Source organism: Agrobacterium sp. CG160-95, assembly GCF_053521725.1.
Genome location: NZ_JBNWDU010000004.1, coordinates 479,173 through 497,651, shown reverse-complemented (window position 1 = coordinate 497,651; position 18,479 = coordinate 479,173). Strand labels below are relative to the sequence as shown.

The 18,479-nt window shown below is 59.1% G+C and carries 14 protein-coding genes; 2 read left to right on the top strand and 12 right to left on the bottom strand.

Features of this window, described 5'->3' with window-relative positions; all coding sequences use genetic code 11:
- Nucleotides 1–60 precede the first annotated feature (60 nt).
- Nucleotides 61–2,235 carry an NAD-dependent DNA ligase LigA gene (gene ligA / locus ACQZ63_RS16695; RefSeq protein ID WP_113556378.1) on the bottom strand — a complete coding sequence of 725 codons (2,175 nt, stop codon included), beginning with the start codon at nt 2,233–2,235 and terminating at the stop codon, nt 61–63.
- A gap of 130 nt (nt 2,236–2,365) precedes the next feature.
- On the opposite strand from ligA, the gene ACQZ63_RS16690 reads away from it, so the two are divergent.
- Nucleotides 2,366–2,980, top strand: a complete 615-nt coding sequence (locus ACQZ63_RS16690) for a LysE family translocator (RefSeq protein ID WP_113556379.1) — start codon at nt 2,366–2,368, stop codon at nt 2,978–2,980.
- Here ACQZ63_RS16690 and recN read toward each other — a convergent pair.
- The 7 genes from recN to ACQZ63_RS16655 all read right to left on the bottom strand — a co-directional run bounded on the left by recN (nt 2,977) and on the right by ACQZ63_RS16655 (nt 12,008).
- Nucleotides 2,977–4,650, bottom strand: coding sequence for a DNA repair protein RecN (recN, locus tag ACQZ63_RS16685; protein ID WP_111803746.1), 1,674 nt, complete (start codon nt 4,648–4,650; stop codon nt 2,977–2,979). The two genes, ACQZ63_RS16690 and recN, sit on opposite strands and share 4 nt — an antisense overlap.
- Before the next feature lie 15 nt (nt 4,651–4,665).
- Nucleotides 4,666–5,532 (bottom strand): outer membrane protein assembly factor BamD, encoded by an 867-nt coding sequence (locus tag ACQZ63_RS16680; protein ID WP_003513201.1) that lies wholly within the window; start codon nt 5,530–5,532, stop codon nt 4,666–4,668.
- Nucleotides 5,533–5,767: 235 nt separating this feature from the next.
- Nucleotides 5,768–6,724 carry a UDP-3-O-acyl-N-acetylglucosamine deacetylase gene (lpxC, locus tag ACQZ63_RS16675; protein WP_113556380.1) on the bottom strand — a complete coding sequence of 319 codons (957 nt, stop codon included), beginning with the start codon at nt 6,722–6,724 and terminating at the stop codon, nt 5,768–5,770.
- A gap of 271 nt (nt 6,725–6,995) precedes the next feature.
- Nucleotides 6,996–8,741, bottom strand: coding sequence for a cell division protein FtsZ (ftsZ, locus tag ACQZ63_RS16670; RefSeq protein ID WP_003513206.1), 1,746 nt, complete (start codon nt 8,739–8,741; stop codon nt 6,996–6,998).
- Nucleotides 8,742–8,833: 92 nt separating this feature from the next.
- Nucleotides 8,834–10,165 carry a cell division protein FtsA gene (gene ftsA / locus ACQZ63_RS16665; RefSeq protein ID WP_003513208.1) on the bottom strand — a complete coding sequence of 444 codons (1,332 nt, stop codon included), beginning with the start codon at nt 10,163–10,165 and terminating at the stop codon, nt 8,834–8,836.
- Nucleotides 10,162–11,094, bottom strand: coding sequence for a cell division protein FtsQ/DivIB (locus ACQZ63_RS16660; protein ID WP_162763672.1), 933 nt, complete (start codon nt 11,092–11,094; stop codon nt 10,162–10,164). The genes ftsA and ACQZ63_RS16660 overlap by 4 nt, the downstream gene beginning before the upstream one ends.
- The gene (locus ACQZ63_RS16655) at nt 11,082–12,008 is read right to left on the bottom strand and encodes a D-alanine--D-alanine ligase (RefSeq protein ID WP_003513211.1); all 927 of its coding nucleotides are present in this window, start codon (nt 12,006–12,008) and stop codon (nt 11,082–11,084) included. The genes ACQZ63_RS16660 and ACQZ63_RS16655 overlap by 13 nt, the downstream gene beginning before the upstream one ends.
- Before the next feature lie 542 nt (nt 12,009–12,550).
- Here ACQZ63_RS16655 and ACQZ63_RS16650 point away from each other — a divergent pair.
- Nucleotides 12,551–13,855: an MFS transporter gene (locus ACQZ63_RS16650; RefSeq protein ID WP_448799324.1), complete on the top strand. Its 1,305-nt coding sequence runs from the start codon at nt 12,551–12,553 to the stop codon at nt 13,853–13,855.
- A gap of 69 nt (nt 13,856–13,924) precedes the next feature.
- Here ACQZ63_RS16650 and ACQZ63_RS16645 read toward each other — a convergent pair whose 3' ends face one another.
- From ACQZ63_RS16645 to murG, 4 genes are all read right to left on the bottom strand, one after another.
- On the bottom strand, nt 13,925–14,767 hold the full coding sequence (locus ACQZ63_RS16645; protein WP_236735629.1) for a GGDEF domain-containing protein: 843 nt from the start codon (nt 14,765–14,767) through the stop codon (nt 13,925–13,927).
- A gap of 200 nt (nt 14,768–14,967) precedes the next feature.
- The gene (gene murB, locus ACQZ63_RS16640; RefSeq protein ID WP_003513214.1) at nt 14,968–15,933 is read right to left on the bottom strand and encodes a UDP-N-acetylmuramate dehydrogenase; all 966 of its coding nucleotides are present in this window, start codon (nt 15,931–15,933) and stop codon (nt 14,968–14,970) included.
- On the bottom strand, nt 15,930–17,345 hold the full coding sequence (gene murC / locus ACQZ63_RS16635) for a UDP-N-acetylmuramate--L-alanine ligase (RefSeq protein ID WP_113556382.1): 1,416 nt from the start codon (nt 17,343–17,345) through the stop codon (nt 15,930–15,932). Before murC ends, murB begins: the two co-directional genes overlap by 4 nt.
- Nucleotides 17,342–18,478 carry an undecaprenyldiphospho-muramoylpentapeptide beta-N-acetylglucosaminyltransferase gene (gene murG / locus ACQZ63_RS16630; protein ID WP_013636510.1) on the bottom strand — a complete coding sequence of 379 codons (1,137 nt, stop codon included), beginning with the start codon at nt 18,476–18,478 and terminating at the stop codon, nt 17,342–17,344. The genes murC and murG overlap by 4 nt, the downstream gene beginning before the upstream one ends.
- Nucleotide 18,479: the final 1 nt, after the last annotated feature.

Below are 18,479 nucleotides of genomic sequence, written 5' to 3'. Positions count from 1 at the left end.
CGTTCCCCGTTTAAGGATGAGACCCATAGCGGCGCAAAACAACGTGGCGATGACGGTGCTTCAGCCACCGATCAGCGCCAGCCACTCGTCCTCGTCCATGGTCTGAACGCCCAGCTCCGCCGCCTTGGCAAGCTTGGAACCTGCCCCCGGCCCGGCCACCAGAATATCCGTCTTCTTCGATACGGAACCGGCCACCTTCGCGCCCAGACTTTCCGCACGGGCCTTGGCCTCGTCGCGCGTGAATTTTTCCAGAGACCCCGTAAAGACCACCGTCTTGCCCGCTACCGGGCTGCCTTCGGTCGAGGGCTTCTCGGCCTCCTTCGGCCGCAGCTCTCGTATCAGCCGGTCGATGACATCGAGATTGCGCGGTTCCTTGTAGAATTCGATGATGGCGCGCGCCACGACCTCGCCGATGCCATCGATACTGTTGAGTTCGGCCCAGGCATCGCTCGCCGGGTCGGCTGCCGCCTTCATGGCTTCCTCGAAATGCTCATAGGTGCCATAGGAACGCGCCAGAAGCTTCGCCGTGGTTTCACCGACATGACGAATGCCGAGAGCGAAGATAAGCCGATGCAGATCGATCTCGCGGCGGGCATCGATGGCATCGAACAGTTTCTTGACGCTGACCTTGCCGAAGCCATCTATGTTTTCGAGCTTGGTAAGATGCGATGCCTCCTGACGCGCCTTCAGCGTGAAAATATCAGGCGCGGTCTTGATGGAGAGGGCCGGATCCTCGCTTTCGAAGAAGAAATCGATCTGCTTGGTACCCAACCCCTCGATATCGAAGGCATTGCGCGAAACGAAATGTTTCAGATGCTCGACCGCCTGCGCCCTGCAGACGAAACCGCCGGTGCAGCGCGTGACCGAATCGAGCTTACCGGTCTTTTCGTTGCGCTCCCGCACCGCATGGCTGCCGCACACAGGACATTTCTCTGGAAACGCATATTTCACCGCCTCAGCCGGGCGCTTCTCCAGAAGCACATCCAGCACCTGCGGAATGACATCGCCTGCACGCTGCACGATGACAGTATCGCCAACGCGGATATCATGATCCTCGGGCCGAATGCGCTCGCCGCTATTGCCGATACCCTCGATGTAATCGGCATTGTGTAGCGTCGCATTGGTGACGACGACGCCGCCGACGGTAATCGGGGTGAGACGCGCAACCGGTGTCAGCGCGCCGGTGCGCCCTACCTGGATTTCAATGTTCTCGACCGTGGTGAAGGCCTGTTCTGCCGGAAACTTGTGTGCGGTGGCCCAGCGCGGGCTGCGCGAACGGAAACCCAGCCGTTCCTGAAGGTCAAGCCGGTCGACCTTGTAGACCACGCCGTCGATATCATAATCGAGATCGGGTCGCGCGACGCCGATTTCATTATAATGTTCAAGCAATTGTTCGGCAGAGGTGAATCGCTTCATCAGCGGATTGACCGGGAAACCCCATTCCCGGAATTTCTCGACGATACCATATTGCGTGTCGGCAATCCGCGTCGGCTGGCCGCCATTGGAGACCTCGCCAAGCGCATAGGCAAAGAACCGCAGCTTGCGTTTCGCCGTCACATTGGCGTCAAGCTGGCGCAGCGAACCGGAGGCCGTGTTGCGCGGGTTCACATAGGTCTGCTTGCCATCGGCCTCCATCTGGGCATTGAGCGCCATGAAGTCGCTCTTGGCCATATAGACCTCGCCGCGCACCTCCACCACATCGGGTACATCGGCAGGCAGCTCGTTCGGAATTTCCTTGATGGTCTTGATATTGGCGGTGACGTTCTCGCCCGTCGTGCCGTCGCCGCGTGTTGCCGCCGTCTTCAGCTTGCCGTTCTCGTAGCGGATGGACATGGAAAGTCCGTCGATCTTCGGCTCGGCGGTAAAGGCAATCGAATCATCCGGCAGGTGCCCGAGGAAGCGGTAAACCGAACTGACGAAATCGCGCAGATCACCTTCAGAAAACGTATTGTCGAGTGAAAGCATCGGCCGCGCATGCACGATGGGCGCGAAGGTGGGAAGCGGCGTGAAGCCGACTTTCTTCGAAGGGCTGTCGGCCCGCACCAGCGCCGGGAAAGCCGCCTCTATGGCATCGTTGCGCCGCTTCAGCGCATCGTAGTCCGCGTCCGAAATTTCCGGCGCGTCCTTGCCATGATAAAGCGCATCGTGGCGGGAAAGCTCGGCTGCCAGAAATGCCAGCTCGGAAGAGGCCTCAAGCTCGGTCAGGGTTTCGACGGGAATCTGGTCTTTCGACATGGAAGAAGCCTCACGGATGAATCTGCAATGCTTTTAGCGAATTATTGGCAAACGCAAAACCATCCTCGCTTTTCAACAGGCGGGAATCCGCTATTCTGAGCATCCGGATGAAACGGAAGCCGGAGCCCCCATGGAACTCACCACCCTCATTGCCTTTGCAGCAGCCTTCTTCGTGTTCGCGGCCAGCCCCGGCCCGGACAATATGACGATCGTCGCCCGCACCATCACTCATGGTGCCGCCTCCGGCCTCGCCTATGGGGCCGGAACCGTGGCAGGAATATTGATATTCCTCACGCTTGCAGCCTTCGGCCTGTCGATCCTCGCCGCCGAAATGGGAACGGTGATGGCGGTGCTGCGCTATGGCGGCGCGGCCTATCTCATCTGGATGGGCTTCAAACTCTGGACAGCGGAACCTGTGGTTCCCGATCTGCAACCCATGAATGGCCGCCATAGCCTTCTTTCGATATTCGCCACGGGAACCGCGCTCAATCTCGGAAATCCGAAAATGCCGCTCTTTTACGTGGCATTGTTACCGAACGTTGTCGGCGCCTCGCTGACGGTCGATCACCTTCTGGCGCTGGCATCCGTCATCGTCGTGGTGGAGGCGGTTGTGATCGGCGCTCATGTGGTTCTGGCTGTGCGGGCAAGAAAGCTGCTGCGTGAGCCAAGAATCGTCCGCAGGGTGAACCGGGCGGCGGGCGGGGTCATGATCGGCTCCGGCGTGGCGGTGGCCGTCAGCCGTTAATCCTTGGCGGCAAGCAGGCGGGCGGCGGCAGCCCTCGCCTCATCGGTCACCGAGGCACCGGCAAGCATGCGGGCGATTTCTTCGGTGCGATGTTTCGGCTCCATGGTAGCGACACGCGTGGCGATGCGCTCGGTACCGTCGCCGGAGGGGCCTTTGGAAATGAGAAGATGTGTGGCCGCCCGCGCGGCCACTTGGGGCGCGTGGGTGACGGACAGAACCTGCACGGTTTTCGACAGACGACGCAGCCTCTGGCCAATCGCATCTGCCACAGCGCCGCCAACGCCCGTGTCGATTTCGTCGAACACCAGTGTCGGTGCCGAACCACGATCAGCCAGCGCGACTTTAAGCGCCAGCAGGAAACGGGACAATTCGCCGCCAGAAGCGACTTTCATGATCGGGCCGGGCCGCGTTCCAGGATTGGTCTGAACGTGGAATTCCACGATGTCGATACCGTCAGCCGTCGCTTGCTCTGGGTCGGAGCTGACTTCGACGGTAAAACGTGCCCGCTCCAGCTTGAGCGCTGGAAGCTCAGCCATGACAGCTTCGGAAAGCGCGTTCGCCGCATTGTGGCGTTTTTCGGAAAGCGATTTGGCCGCGTGGTCGAAATCGGCTTTCACAACGCCGAGATTGGCTTCAAGTTTGCCGAGCTTTTCTTCGCCCGCATCGAGGTCGGCGAGATCCGCGACCATTTTTTCCGCAAGCGCAGGCAGATCAGGCACCGCGACATTATATTTGCGTCCGGCGGCGCGTAGCGCAAACAGCCGTTCCTCCACCCGCTCCAGCTCGCGTGGATCGAACTCGGTGCGGCGAAGTGCGGCCTCCACTTCCATCTGCGCGTTGGAAAGGCTGTCGAGCGCGGCATCCAGCAATTGCACGGTGTCTTCCAGCAATCCCGGCGCCTCGTGGCTCTTGCGTTCCAGGCGCCGCATCATGGATGCGATCATGGGCACTGGCGAGGAGTTGCCGTTCAGGAACTCGCTCGCTTCGGCGATATCACCGGCAATACGTTCGGATTTCTGCATCACCGCCCGACGTTCGGCAAGCTCCTCCTCCTCGCCGTCGCGCGGCGAGAGCACCTCAAGCTCCTCGACGGAGGAACGCAGATAGTCCGCCTCTCGGGCAGCAGCCTCAACCTTGGCACGATGGGTTTTCAATGCCCGCTCGGCGTCCTTCCATGTGCGGTAGAAACCCTGAACGGCACGGGCATCTTCGCTCAGCCCGGCAAAAGCATCCAGCAGCGTGCGGTGGGCATCGGTATCAACAAGAGCGCGGTCGTCGTGCTGGCCGTGAATTTCGACCAGTAGCTGCCCCAGCTGACGCATCATCTGCACGCTGATGGCCTGATCGTTGATATAGGCCTTTGTGCGTCCGTCTGCGGATTGCACGCGGCGGAAAATCAGGTCGCCATCGTCATCGAGGCCGTTTTCGCGCAGGAGATGCCGTGTGGGGTGGCTATTCGGAACTTCGAAAGTGGCAGTGACCTGCCCCTTCTCTTCCCCGTGGCGCACCAGACCGCCATCGCCGCGGCCGCCGAGGGCCAGCGACAGGCTGTCAAGCAGAATGGATTTGCCCGCACCCGTCTCACCCGTCAACACGGAAAGGCCCGCCTCAAAGCCGAGGTCGAGCCTTTCAATCAGAACGATGTCACGAATCGAGAGCTGGACCAGCATGGCCTATGCCCTGTCTCAGGCGCCGATAAGCTTCTTGCCGGCGCGCGAAATCCAGGACCCCTTGTTTTCACGCGGCTCCAACCCACCGCCCTTCAGCAGCTTGTAGGAATCCGCATACCATTGGCTGTCGGGATAGTTGTTGCCGAGAACGGCGGCAGCAGTCTGCGCCTCGTCGGAAAGACCCATCGCATAATAGGATTCCGTCAGACGGGCCAGCGCTTCCTCGATCTGGTTGGTGTTCTGGTATTGCTCGACGACGATACGGAAACGCGAAACGGCGGCGAGATATTCCTTGCGCTCAAGGTAATAACGGCCGACCTGCATTTCGCGGCCAGCGAGCTGGTCGCGGGCGAAACGGATCTTGGCCTGCGCGTCAGCGACATATTCCGAATCAGGGTAGTCGTTGACCACCTTGCTCATCGCCTCGACCGTGCGCTGCGCGGCGCGCTGGTCCTGCGTCACGTCGGAAATCTGCTTCGAATAGGCAAGACCGATCATGTACTGAACGTAGGCGGCATCCTTGGAGCGCGGATATTGGCGCAGGAAGCGGCTGCCCGACGCGATGGCCACGTCGTTCTTGTTGGTGCGCGTGGCGATGAAGGTCTGCATCACAAGCGCCTTCTGGCCCCATTCGGTGAAGGGATATTGCTTGTCGATCGCCTCGAACTTGCGCGAGGCTTCCGTCATGTTGCCGGCGTTCATGTTGGCAAGCCCCTGCTTGTACAGAACGTCTGGCGGATCGGTCTCGACGCCGAGCTTGGTAATGTCGATATCCGGATCGGACTGGCAGGCCGTGACGGCAACACTCGCACCGACCAACATCAACGAAACGGCGATCCCCCGCATCGTACCCTTCATTGCACCAGACCCTACATGCTTCATTCGACAGTTCCCACTTCCCGCGCAAATACATAAGCATCGGCTTTGCACTGGCGTTTCTAGCCATAAAAGCATCTGCAGGGCAACGCAATGATGATGCATTAACGCATTTTTATGGCATCGGCCCATGCAATCGCATGAATATCAGGCGGTATGACGAAACATCCTGCCCCTCATCGTGAAAAAGCCGCCCCGAAACGGAGCGGCTTTTCCTGTCAATCAATAGCCTGCAACAAACTCAAGCGGACCAGGGTGCAAATTCCGGCATGTTGACCGGAACGAATTCGCGGGCACGTACCTGGTTGCGGGCGGCCGGAGCCTCCACGATCTCATAGGCCGAGCGGTCGCTCAGCAAAGCCTTCAGCGCGTTGGCATTGACCTTGTGGCCGCCGCGATAGGAGCGATAGCAACCGATGAACTGCGCACCGGCAAGTGCCAGGTCGCCCACGGCGTCCAGCGTCTTATGGCGAACGAATTCGTCCTTGGCATAACGCAGGCCTTCCATGTTGATGACGCTGTTGTCGTCGGAAATGACAACAGAGTTTTCAAGCGAGGAGCCGAGTGCGTAACCGGCAGCCCACAGGCGCTCCACGTCACGCATGAAGCCGAAGGTGCGGGCGCGCGAAAGCTCGTTCTTGAACGTATCCGCCGTCAGGTCGCCCTTCCAGGACTGCTTGCCGATTAGCGGCGTGTCGAAATCGATATCGACCTCGAACCGCGTGCCGTCGTAAGGGCGGAATTCCGCCCAGGACGCACCCGAATCGATGCGCACCGGCTTGATGACGCGGATATAGCGGCGCTTCACACCAAGGTTCTTGATGCCAACCGATTCGATCGCATCGATAAATGGCGCAGAGCTGCCGTCCATGATCGGCACTTCCGGACCGTCGACCTCAACGACGAGGTTATCGAGGCCCATGGCGTAGATGGCGGCCATGACGTGCTCGACCGTTGCCACTGACTGGGATAGCGAGCGGCCGAGCACGGTGCACAGATCGGTATTGCCGACATTGGAAGACACCGCCTTCAACTCGGTTACGCTGCCATTTTCATGAAGGCGCTGAAACACGATGCCCGTTCCTGCTTCTGCGGGCTGGAACGTCATCGAAGCCGGATTGCCGGAATGCACGCCAATGCCCTTGAGCTGAACAGCATTTGCGATAGTCGTCTGAAATCCGAGCAGTCCGATAGTCATGCGTATATGCCTTGTTTTGAAAACCGCGCCGTATGTTCAGCGCCGTTCAAGTTTTTCAAGCCGGTTTCAACAACCGGCGAGGTCAATGTTTTCCCTTACCCAGCCTCATACATACGCACATGAAAGTGCCAGGACAAATCACTGTTCGTTTCGGATTGTTACACGCACAAGCCATTGAAAAGATGAATTAATTTACTGTTAATAACGCACAATAAAACAAAACGCCCGGGTCGTGTGACCCGGGCGTTTGGAGAGGCGAACGGAATCGCTGTTAGTTGGACTGGCGACGCAGGAACGCCGGAATTTCCAGCTGGTCGTCGTCATGGTGGCTTGCCGAAGAAGGCGTCGCACGACCGTGATCGTCAAGCTGGCCACGACGCGGAGCGTAGAGGCTGGCTTCCGGCGAAAGTGCGCGGCGCTGCTGCGGCGCCATGCTCGGCGCATCCATCATTTCGGAAGGAACTTCTTCCTCTTCGCGTCGGCCAAGCGAGTTGGTGATGCGCTTCAGAAGACCCATCGGGCCACGCTCTTCCTGGGCTGCAGGAGCTGCGTGGGCACGGTGATCCATCTCGGCCTTCACGACCGGCGGAAAGTCTTCAACCTTCGGCATGCGGACAGGCTCGGGCTGGCGGGCAACAGGAGCCTGCTCCTGATAAACCGGAGCCTGCGGCTGCTGCAGACGCGGAGCGGCAACCTGTTCCGGCGCGTGATAGACCGGTGCCGGGGCAACAGGTGCCGGAGCAGCCTGCTGAACCGGCTGGGCCGGACGGAGAGCTGCCGGTGCTTCAGCCGGAGCGGATGCAAACAGCTTGCTCTGCGGACGGAAATCCTGAGAGGGCTGCTGGTGTGCTGCGAAACCAAGTTCACGTTCCATTTCGGCTTCCGCCGAACGGATGGTCTGGGCGATCTGGTCTACGGTCTTTGGTGCCTGCGATACTGCTTGTGCAGGCTGAACTGCGGCCGGAGCGGGAGCAACGGCCGCGGAAGGACGGATAAGCGGCTTGGCGGCTGCGGCGCGCATATCGGCAACGTTCTGTTCGCCAACGCCCGCAACGCGGTCGATGCCGGTCGCGACGACGGAGACGCGGATGAGACCTTCAAGTGCCTCGTCGAAGGTTGCGCCGAGGATGATGTTCGCATCCGGATCGACTTCTTCGCGAATACGGGTAGCCGCTTCGTCGACTTCGAACAGGGTAAGATCGCGACCGCCGGTGATGGAGATCAGGAGGCCCTGTGCGCCCTTCATCGAGGTTTCGTCGAGCAGCGGGTTGGCGATTGCCGCTTCCGCAGCCTGCATCGCACGGCCCGGACCGGAAGCTTCGCCAGTACCCATCATTGCGCGGCCCATTTCACGCATGACCGAGCGAACGTCAGCGAAGTCGAGGTTGATGAGACCTTCCTTCACCATCAGATCGGTAATGCAGGCAACGCCGGAATAGAGAACCTGGTCAGCCATAGCGAAGGCATCGGCAAAGGTCGTCTTGTCGTTGGCAATGCGGAAGAGGTTCTGGTTCGGAATGACGATCAGCGTATCGACGGACTTCTGCAGTTCCTCGATGCCCTGTTCGGCAAGACGCATGCGGCGACCGCCTTCGAAATGGAAAGGCTTGGTAACGACGCCGACCGTCAGGATACCCTTGTTGCGGGCAGCCTGTGCGACGACAGGTGCAGCACCCGTGCCGGTACCACCACCCATGCCGGCAGTGACGAAGCACATGTGGGTGCCGTTCAGGTGATCGATGATCTCATCGATGCATTCTTCAGCGGCGGCGCGTCCGACTTCCGGCTGGGAACCGGCACCGAGACCCTCGGTGACGTTGACGCCGAGCTGGATGACCCGGTCTGCCTTCGTCATGGTCAGAGCCTGTGCATCCGTGTTGGCGACGACGAAATCGACACCCTGGAGGCCAGCCGTGATCATGTTGTTGACAGCGTTACCGCCACCGCCGCCCACACCGAAAACAGTGATGCGTGGCTTCAGCTCGGTGATATCAGGCTTTTGCAGCTGTATCGTCATTTTACCATTCCTTCTTTCTCTGGCCGCATCGCCCCGCTGGCCGATTCTTGAAAACTCAACTTGGAAACCTCAGGCTCACGCCACGAGGCTACTCAGAAACTCTCTTTCAGCCATTGCCCTACCCGGGCTATCCGGCCGCTACCCGTACCAAACGGCGAGAACATTCCGCCTTGCGCCGCATGAATTTCGATGTCCGCCACCTGCGGATAGATCATCAGTCCGCATGCGGTTGAAAATGCCGGTCCCTTTGCCGCAACCGGAAGACCCGCAACCCCCATCGGGCGGCCGATACGAACGTTGCGGGCAAGAATGCGCCGTGCCGTTTCCGGCAGCCCCGTCAGCTGGCTCGCGCCGCCCGTCAGGACAACACGTTTGCCGACGATGGGGCTGAAGCCGGACTTCTGGATACGATCACGGATCAATTCCAGCGTCTCTTCGATACGCGCCCGCACGATGCGGGTAACAAGTGCCCTTGAAACTTGCGATGGTTGATCGCGATCATCTTCGCCAATCGGCGGGATCGAAATCATGTCGCGCTCATCCGCGCCATTCAGCAAAGCCGAACCATGCACCACCTTCAGTCTCTCCGCATCTTCGATTCGTGTCGAGAGGCCTCGTGCAAGATCTGTCGTAACGTGATGGCCGCCAAGGCCGATCGCGTCGGTATGAATGAGACGGCCTTCGGCGAAAACCGAGATCGTCGTGGTGCCGCCGCCCATGTCGATGGCTGCACAGCCAAGCTCGACCTCGTCATCGACCAATGCCGCAAGACCGCTGGCATAGGGCGTTGCCACCATGCCCTCGACCGAGAGATGCGCGCGATTGACGCAAAGCTCGAGGTTCTTCAGCGCCGTGCGTTCGACAGTCACCACATGCATGTCGACACCGAGAAGATCGCCATACATCGACAGCGGATCACGAATGCCGCGCTCGCCATCCAGCGAATAGCCTGTTGGCAGCGAATGCAGGATCGCCCGGTCCTGACGCATGGACTGCTGGCTCGCCGCCACCAGAACCTTGCGCAGGTCGCTTGCTTCCACTTCCTGTCCGCCGAGATCGATGCTCGCGGTATAGATGTCGCTTGCCAGCCTGCCGGCGGAAACATTGACGATCAGGCTGTCGACGGTCAGGCCCGCCATGCGCTCGGCCGCATCCACCGAAAGACGGATCACGCCTTCGAGCGCGTCAAGATCGGCGATCACGCCGGATTTCACACCGCGCGAGCGCTGGTGACCAATGCCGATGATTTCCACCTTGTGGGTGCGACCCGGCAGGATTTCGCTTTCCTGGCGCGGCGTCAGCCGTCCGATCATGCAAACGACCTTGGTCGAGCCGATGTCGAGCACCGAAACGATGTGGCTGCGCTTGGAAGACAGCGGCTTCAGACGAGGCAGACCGAAATGGGAAGAACCAAAAAAGCTCATGTGTTCTTCTCCGCTTTCTTGAGTGCCTTCGTGCGTGCATCTACCGCCGTCTGGCGGCGCTCTGCTGCACCTTCGGTCAACTGGATCGTTGTGCGGTCCGTCAGACGCAGATCGACGGCAGCGACATCACGCGACAGAACCTTTTCCTCTAGATCGAGCCGTGCCAGCAATTGCAGTGCCTGCGGCAGGTTCTCTTCCGGCAGCTTGACGACGATGCCGTTGTCGAGATGCAGATCCCAGCGGCGGCCGGCAATGCGAACATAGGCGCGAACGCGGTTGCGAATTTCCGGCCAATCGGCCAGTTGCGCGACGAAACCGGCAGCACCCGTTTCCGCGTCACGTCCGACGAAAAGCGGCAGGGCGGCAAATTTATTGTCACGCAGCGGCGCGATCACGCTGCCGCTTTTTTCGATCAGCGACAGTTCCGTGCCATGCTGCCAGATGCCGAAAGCTTCACGCTCCTTCAGGCGAACCTCAACCGTCTTCGGATAGACCTTGCGGATATCGACATCTTCGACCCAGGGAAGCTGGACGAGCTTGCGGCGTGCCGCATCGATATCAAGCGCAATCAGGGAGGTGCTGCCGTCAAGGCCGAGAAGCTGGAAGACTTCGATTTCCGATGTCTGCAAATTGCCGGATACCTTGACGTCCTCAACCGCAAAACCGGCGGCCGAGGTCGTGGTCTGGGTGACGATATTCGTATGTCCGCCAAGCGACATGCCGTAAAGCCCGATCATGGCGTAAAAGGCAACAGCCGAAATCGTGCCGGTATGGGCAGGAATGTGGATGCGTCCGGTCGCAAGGCTGACACCGAAACGCACGAAACGACGCAGCGGACGCGGCAGCACCCTGCGATCGTCGGCATTTGCCGTCGCCACGAATTGCTCGCGCTTTTTTGCCGTCGACTTTTTGCCGGTCACCGCAAACACGAAGCGTCCTCCACCATCCAGCTGACAAGGTTACCAAAGGAGCGGCCAGCATGGGCCGCCATTTCCGGCACCAGGGAGGTCGGCGTCATGCCCGGCTGCGTATTCACTTCAAGCCAGATAACTTCGCCATCTTCTGAGAAGCGGTCGTCGTAACGAAAGTCTGAACGGCTTACGCCACGGCACCCGATCGCCCGATGCGCCATAACCGCCAGTGTTTGAATTTTTTGGTAAATTTTTGGTGAAATTTCTGCCGGAATGACATGCTTTGAGCCACCGGCTGCGTATTTAGCGTCATAATCATAGAAATTGTGACCCAGCGGCACCACTTCCGTCACTCCTAGCGCCTCGCCGTCGAGCACGCCGCAGGTCAGTTCGCGACCATGGATGTAACGCTCGACCATGACGTGATCGCCGTAACGCCATTCGGACGAGGTAAGGATTTGCGGCGGATGCGACTGGTCTTCCTTGACGATCACCACACCGAAGCTCGAGCCTTCGCGCACCGGCTTCACGACGTAGGGCGGCGCAAGCGGATGTTCGCTGGTGAATTCGAACCGGTTCATGACGCGTTCGTCAGCCACCGGAATGCCAGCAGCCGCAGCCACTTTCTTGGCCTGCGCCTTGTCCATGGCAAGTGCAGAAGCGAGCACGCCGGAATGGGTATAGGGAATGGCGAGATATTCGAGAATGCCCTGAATGGTGCCGTCTTCACCGAAGGGGCCATGCAGCGCATTGAAGGCGACATCCGGGCGCAGCTCGCCGAGTACGGCGGCGATATCGCGCCCCACATCGACCCGGGTGACCTTGTACCCCTCGCCCTCAAGGGCGAGCGCGCAAGCGTTCCCGGACGAGAGGCTGACCGGCCGCTCCGACGAAAACCCACCCAAAAGAACAGCTACGTGCTTGCCGCCCATCGATACCTCTGACACCAAATCTCCGCTACGATCCGCACCGGAACCAACCGAATTTGACGAACGGTGATTCTGGCACATGATCCTTGAGATCAGTTAAACGCCATTAAGGTTAATGAATCGTTTACTTTCGTTAACCGCCGCGCCCAACATGCCAGTTCCATTAAAGAATCAGCATCGATCCGAATTACCTCCTTGGAATCAGAGAGTTGGACGGATTGCAACATGCAGGTTTTCAATGATCGGAAATAGAACGAGGGTGCCGCACACTTCTATCCCTGATAAAGACAAGGCGAAAACGTTAACAGATGACGCTTTTCCCCAGCGAAAATTATCTGACGTTTCAGCGTTTTAAATCCGTCGCCTGAATCAGTCTCTCAATCTTGAGACTACGTCCTCGCACACGCTGCGGTCCCTGTCGCACCAGCCGATCACATTGTCCGCATTATTTCTTTTTTAGCATTCCAAAAGAACAAAAATTGCGTTAACGCAGTCAATGCCTCCCAAGGCATGACATGCAATCATCCAAAAATGGGACCAAAACCATGACTGACGCGATATCTCCGGTATCGCCGACAGCTGGCAATTCGAACGTTGTAAAGACAAATTCGCCTGCACGAGTTCTCACTGCCAGCCTGGTCGGCACGACCATCGAGTTTTTCGATTTTTACGTTTACGCCACGGCCGCAGTGCTCGTGTTTCCGACATTGTTCTTCCCGAACAATGATCCGATGACGGCACTTCTGGCATCCTTCGCCACCTTCTCCATCGCCTTTTTCGCCCGCCCGCTCGGCGCCGTCGTTTTCGGCCATTATGGTGACCGCGTCGGCCGTAAAGCTACGCTTGTCGCCGCTCTGCTGACCATGGGCGTATCGACGGTCGTGATCGGCCTTCTGCCGTCCTATGAGACAGCCGGTGTTCTGGCACCTCTGTTGCTGGCGCTTTGCCGCTTCGGTCAGGGCTTCGGTCTTGGCGGAGAATGGGGTGGCGCGGTCCTGCTGGCCACGGAAAACGCTCCTCCCGGCAAGCGCAGCTGGTACGGGATGTTTCCGCAGCTCGGCGCGCCCGTCGGTCTGTTCCTCTCCTCCGGCGTCTTCTGGATCTTGCTGCACTTCATGTCGCAGGAAGCGCTTCTGAGCTGGGGCTGGCGCATTCCCTTCGTCGCTTCGATCATCCTGATCGCGGTTGGCATGTGGGTTCGTCTGTCGATCACCGAAACGCCTGCCTTCCAGAAGGCGATCGAAAAGGAAGAACGTGTTGCAGTGCCGGTCGTGGAACTGTTCCGCAACCACAAGCGCAGCCTCGCGCTCGGCACTTTCGTGGCGCTGGCTACCTTCGTGCTGTTCTATATCGGTACCGCCTACCTGCTGTCCTACAACGTCAAGGTTCTGAAAATCCCGTTCCTCGACGCACTTGAAGTGCAGATCATGGGCTCCATCGTTTTCGGCATCTTCATCCCGATCGCCGGCAAGCTCGCTGAGCGCTTCGGCCGTCGCGAAATCCTGATCCTGACGACAGTGCTGATCGGCCTGTTCTCGTTCCTGCTGCCTACCCTTATGACATGCGGCGAAGGCTCGATCTTCATCTTCGCGGCCCTTGCGATGACGCTGATGGGCATGACCTACGGCCTGATTGGAACGGCGCTTGCCGCCCCCTTCCCGACAAGGGTGCGCTACACCGGCTCGTCCATCACCTTCAACATGGCCGGCATCTTCGGCGCATCGCTGGCGCCCTACATCGCCACATGGCTGCAGGTAAATTACGGCATGGGATATGTCGGATATTACCTCTGCGTATCCGCCCTCATCACGCTCGCCTGCATTCTTCTGTCCCGCAAGGATGAAGTCTGAGCGACAGGCCACTAAAAGATCGAGGCCGCGAAATCACCTTTCGCGGCCTTTTTTTGTCTGTGATGATCCTCAGGCGATAATTTGACGGCCACCTTTCGCGCCCGACGAACAGATGCGATTACGCCCGCTACGTTTCGCCTCGTAGAGCGCCATATCCGCATTGTGCATGACCTTCTCGAAAATCTCCCTGTTCCCGCGCAAGGCCACACCTATCGAGATGGTGGTATTGATCTGCAAATCCTGAAAATGAACCGTTGTCGTCGCGATCTTCTCACGGACGCCTTCGCACTGTTCCAGGAACCGGTCCGGGGCAAGGGTGTGGACGACGACAAACTCTTCACCGCCCATCCGCGCCACATGAGCGGCTTCATCGAAACCTTCCCGAATTGTCTTAGCGACACTGGAGATAACCATGTCACCAGCCAAATGGCCGTAGCTGTCATTCACGGACTTAAAATGATCAATGTCGATAAATGCGACGCAATATGGCGTGCTCAGGTGAACGCAATTCGAATAAAGACCTAGCCGGTTATGAAGACCTGTCAGAGCATCAGTCTGGCTGAGCTGCGCAAAGCGCTCGTGTGACTGGATCAGTAACTGCATCTGCCTCGCATTGAGCCAGCAAATTAAAAAACCGACGGTGAAAGAGATTGTCGTACTAAGGACCAGGCCGATTGTGAGCCCATTACTCAAGTCCGAGACCAGGTCCAACTGCGCCATCGTCAGGATCGCAACGACACAGATAACGGCGGCTATGGAAGCGATCAGGCAAGCCAATCGAAATGATGACTGTACCGGGTCAAGCCGACGCCATCCATCCGGTGTCGCCACGGTGAAAGTCGTTATCGCGACGAGTTCGCTTAAAAAACGTGACAGCTGTCCGCTTACGCGATCGGCAATGAAAATGCTCATAAATATCACCCAAGCAGTAGAGTGGCGCAACGCTGCCTCTCCCGTAATCTAAATACTGCTTATAGATAAAAACTATTGATCGACCGTTACCCGTCGCCAAGGGTGATATGAAACAAAAACTCCTGGCCGCTTGGTGCTGCCAGGAGAGATATAAAACGGCTAACGCAGTTGCTCATGGCAATCGCGAGGCATCGCAATTTTCAGGCGCCGAGGAAGGGCTCCACTTCACGACCCGGCATGAATAGGCCAAGCCGTTTGATTTCCCATTCCAGCCGAATGCCCGACTTCTCGAACACGCGCTTGCGAATGGTCTCGCCCAGATATTCCAGATCGTAACCGGTCGCATGGCCGGTATTGATCATGAAATTGCAATGCAGCGATGACATCTGCGCACCGCCGATGACCAGACCGCGACCGCCCGCTTCGTCGATCAGCTCCCAGGCGGAATGACCTTCGGGGTTCTTGAAGGTTGATCCACCGGTCTGTTCACGGATCGGCTGCACGGTTTCGCGGTGGTGACGCACGGCGTCCATATCGGCGCGGATCTTCGCGCGGTCTTCCGGATAACCCTCAAACAGGGCGCCGGTGAAGATAAGACCAGCATCGGCGCCGGAGTGGCGATAGCTGTAATCCATATCCGCATTGGAGAGCACATGCTGGTTGCCCTGACGGTCCACCGCATAAACCTCCACGACACGCTCACGCGTTTCACCGCCGTTGGCGCCCGCATTCATGCGCAGAGCGCCGCCGATGGAGCCGGGAATACCGTAATAGAAATGGAAACCGCCAATGCCATTATCCATGGCCATCGCGGCAATATGCTTGTCCGGGCAGATCGCGCCGGCCTTGATGCGGTTTTCACCCGAAAGCTCCACCGAGCCGAAACCCTTGGCGGAAAGACGGACGACGACACCTGGAATGCCGCCATCGCGCACCAGAAGGTTCGAGCCGACACCGACCACGGTCAACGGCACGTCCTCCGGCAGGATTTTCAGGAATGTAACCAGATCGTCGGTATCGTGCGGCTGGAACATGACTTCCGCAAGACCGCCCGCTCTGAACCACGTCACGCGGTCCATGGGCGCATCCGGTGTCAGACGTCCCCGCAATTCCTTTACCCCGTCGCCGAGCCTCCCCAGCAATTTAACCCCATCGACCTGTCTCATTCAGACTTTCCTGATATGCTCTTCAATTCCGAAGGCAGCACTGCCGCCCATTGCGTGATATTTCCGGCCCCCAAGAGAACCACGAAATCGCCCGGATTCGCAATGCCTGCAACCAATGACGCGAGATCTTCCCGTTTTTCGAGAAAACGGGCATCGCGATGGCCGGCAGCCTTGATTGCGGAGACCAGCGCTTCCGAGCTTGCGCCCTCGATCGGATCTTCGCCCGCTGCATAGACCGGAGCAAGAATAATCGTATCGGCATCGTTAAAACAATGCGCGAAATCATCGAACAGGCTGGAAAGGCGGCTGTAGCGGTGCGGCTGGTGCACGGCGACGATGCGGCCCTTGCAGGCTTCGCGCGCAGCCGCGAGCACAGCCTTGATCTCAACCGGATGGTGGCCGTAATCGTCGAAGACCTGCACGCCATTGGCTTCGCCCGTCAGCGTGAAACGACGCTTGACGCCAGCAAAGGAGGCAAGGCCCTTCTTGATGTCCGCTTCCGAAATACCGAGACGATTGGCGACGGCAATCGCAGCCGTTGCGTTCGAAACATTGTGGCGACCAGGCATCGGCAGGACGAGATCGGTGAAGGAGAATATCTTGCCGGTGCGGCGCCGGCGAATTTCCACATCGAAGATAGACCGCGTGCCATCGATGCGCACATTCGAAAACCGCACGTCGGCCTGTGGGTTCTCACCATAGGTGATGACCTTACGGTCTTCGATACGCCCAACCAGAGCCTGCACCTCGGGATGGTCGAGACACATGACGCCGAAGCCGTAGAACGGAACATTCTCCACGAATTGCCGGAAAGCAGCGCGCACGGCGTCGAAATTGCCGTAGTGGTCAAGATGTTCCGGGTCGATATTGGTGATCACGGCCACATCGGCCGGAAGCTTCAGGAATGTGCCATCGGATTCATCGGCCTCCACCACCATCCACTCGCCCTCGCCCATGCGGGCGTTGGTGCCATAGGCGTTGATGATGCCGCCGTTGATCACGGTCGGGTCGAGATTGCCGGCTTCCAGCAGGGTCGCGACCATCGAAGTTGTGGTGGTCTTGCCGTGCGTGCCACCGATGGCAATGGCGTTGCGGAAACGCATCAACTCGGCCAGCATTTCGGCACGGCGGACGATCGGCAGGTGTTTTTCCCGCGCGGCGATCAGCTCCGGATTGTTCTTCTTGATCGCGGTGGAAACGACCACGACCTCGGCATCACCGAGATTATCCGCCGTGTGGCCGACGAAGACCTCGATACCCTTGTCGCGCAGACGCTGCACATTGGCGCTGTCGGCCTGGTCGGAGCCCTGTACGCGATGACCGAGATTGTGAAGCACTTCGGCAATGCCGCTCATGCCGATCCCGCCTATGCCGATGAAATGGACAAGGCCTATGGCTTTCGGCATCTTCATGCCTCAACTCCTTCAATGTTCTTCTTGAATTCCTGTACGGACTTTCCGCTCGCAATCGCCTCGACCAGATCGGCCAGTACATCTGCCGCGTGCGGTTTTCCTGTCGCCTTGGCCGCCGCCGCCGTTGCGGACAACCGATCCGGCTCGGACAGCGCCGAGGACAGAAGGCCGGAGAGCTTCTGCGGCGACAGTTCCGACTGCTTGATAACGCTTGCACCGCCGGCTGCCGAAAGCGCTGCCGCATTGGCCGCCTGATCGTGATCCAGCGCATGCGGATAAGGCACGAGGATCGAGGGTCGGCCGATGACCGAAAGCTCCGATACCGTCGATGCACCCGAACGGCTGATGACCAGATCGGCCTCACCGATGCGCGAGGCCATGTCGCCGAAGAAAGGCGAGACATCCGCCTTCACGCCCAGCTTCTGATACGAGGAGATCACACTGTCCTTGTCTTCTGGGCGCGCCTGCTGGGTCACGACGATGCGCTTGCGCTGCTCGTCCTTCAACAGGCAGATCGCCGCCGGAACGGCGCTGGAAAAGAACTGCGCTCCCTGGCTGCCGCCGAAAACCACGAGCTGGAACGTCTCGCCGGTCTGTGAAGGCGTATAGGGTATCTCTGACGCCGCCAGCACCGCCGGGCGCACGGGATTGCCGGTCGCAACCGTCTTGTCGGAATATTGGCCGTTGGCGGGCGGCAGAAAACCGCCGGCAATCGCCTTCACACGGGCCGCCAGCGCCTTGTTGGCACGACCCATCACCGCATTCTGCTCGTGAATGATCGATGGCACGCCAAGCCCGGTCGAGGCAAGCAGCGGCGGCACGGTGGGATAACCGCCAAAGCCGACGACCGCAACCGGCTTCAGCTTCGTGATCAGCCGGCGCGCTGAACGCAGCCCTGTCCACAGCTTCCACAGCGAACGCGCCACGGAAATCGGGTTTTTCGAACCAATGGTGGCGGATGGAACGACGTGAATTTCTTCCGCCGGAAACTTTCCCGCATAACGCTCGGCACGGCTGTCGGTGACCAGATGCACCTGATAACCGCGCGCTTTCAGCGTGTGCGCCAAGGCCTCGGCTGGAAAGACATGGCCGCCGGTACCCCCGGCGGCGAGCAGAACAATACCCTTGCTCATG

Excerpts from the sequence above, each read along its gene's own strand:
- ligA (WP_113556378.1), bottom strand. The coding sequence starts at position 2,235 with ATGTCGAAAGACCAGATTCCCGTCGAAACCCTGACCGAGCTTGAGGCC.
- recN (WP_111803746.1), bottom strand. The coding sequence starts at position 4,650 with ATGCTGGTCCAGCTCTCGATTCGTGACATCGTTCTGATTGAAAGGCTC.
- murC (WP_113556382.1), bottom strand. The coding sequence starts at position 17,345 with ATGAAGATGCCGAAAGCCATAGGCCTTGTCCATTTCATCGGCATAGGC.
- ACQZ63_RS16690 (WP_113556379.1), top strand. The coding sequence starts at position 2,366 with ATGGAACTCACCACCCTCATTGCCTTTGCAGCAGCCTTCTTCGTGTTC.
- ACQZ63_RS16645 (WP_236735629.1), bottom strand. The coding sequence starts at position 14,767 with ATGAGCATTTTCATTGCCGATCGCGTAAGCGGACAGCTGTCACGTTTT.
- ACQZ63_RS16650 (WP_448799324.1), top strand. The coding sequence starts at position 12,551 with ATGACTGACGCGATATCTCCGGTATCGCCGACAGCTGGCAATTCGAAC.
- ftsA (WP_003513208.1), bottom strand. The coding sequence starts at position 10,165 with ATGAGCTTTTTTGGTTCTTCCCATTTCGGTCTGCCTCGTCTGAAGCCG.
- lpxC (WP_113556380.1), bottom strand. The coding sequence starts at position 6,724 with ATGACTATCGGACTGCTCGGATTTCAGACGACTATCGCAAATGCTGTT.
- ACQZ63_RS16655 (WP_003513211.1), bottom strand. The coding sequence starts at position 12,008 with ATGGGCGGCAAGCACGTAGCTGTTCTTTTGGGTGGGTTTTCGTCGGAG.
- ftsZ (WP_003513206.1), bottom strand. The coding sequence starts at position 8,741 with ATGACGATACAGCTGCAAAAGCCTGATATCACCGAGCTGAAGCCACGC.
- murG (WP_013636510.1), bottom strand. The coding sequence starts at position 18,478 with ATGAGCAAGGGTATTGTTCTGCTCGCCGCCGGGGGTACCGGCGGCCAT.
- murB (WP_003513214.1), bottom strand. The coding sequence starts at position 15,933 with ATGAGACAGGTCGATGGGGTTAAATTGCTGGGGAGGCTCGGCGACGGG.
- ACQZ63_RS16680 (WP_003513201.1), bottom strand. The coding sequence starts at position 5,532 with ATGAAGCATGTAGGGTCTGGTGCAATGAAGGGTACGATGCGGGGGATC.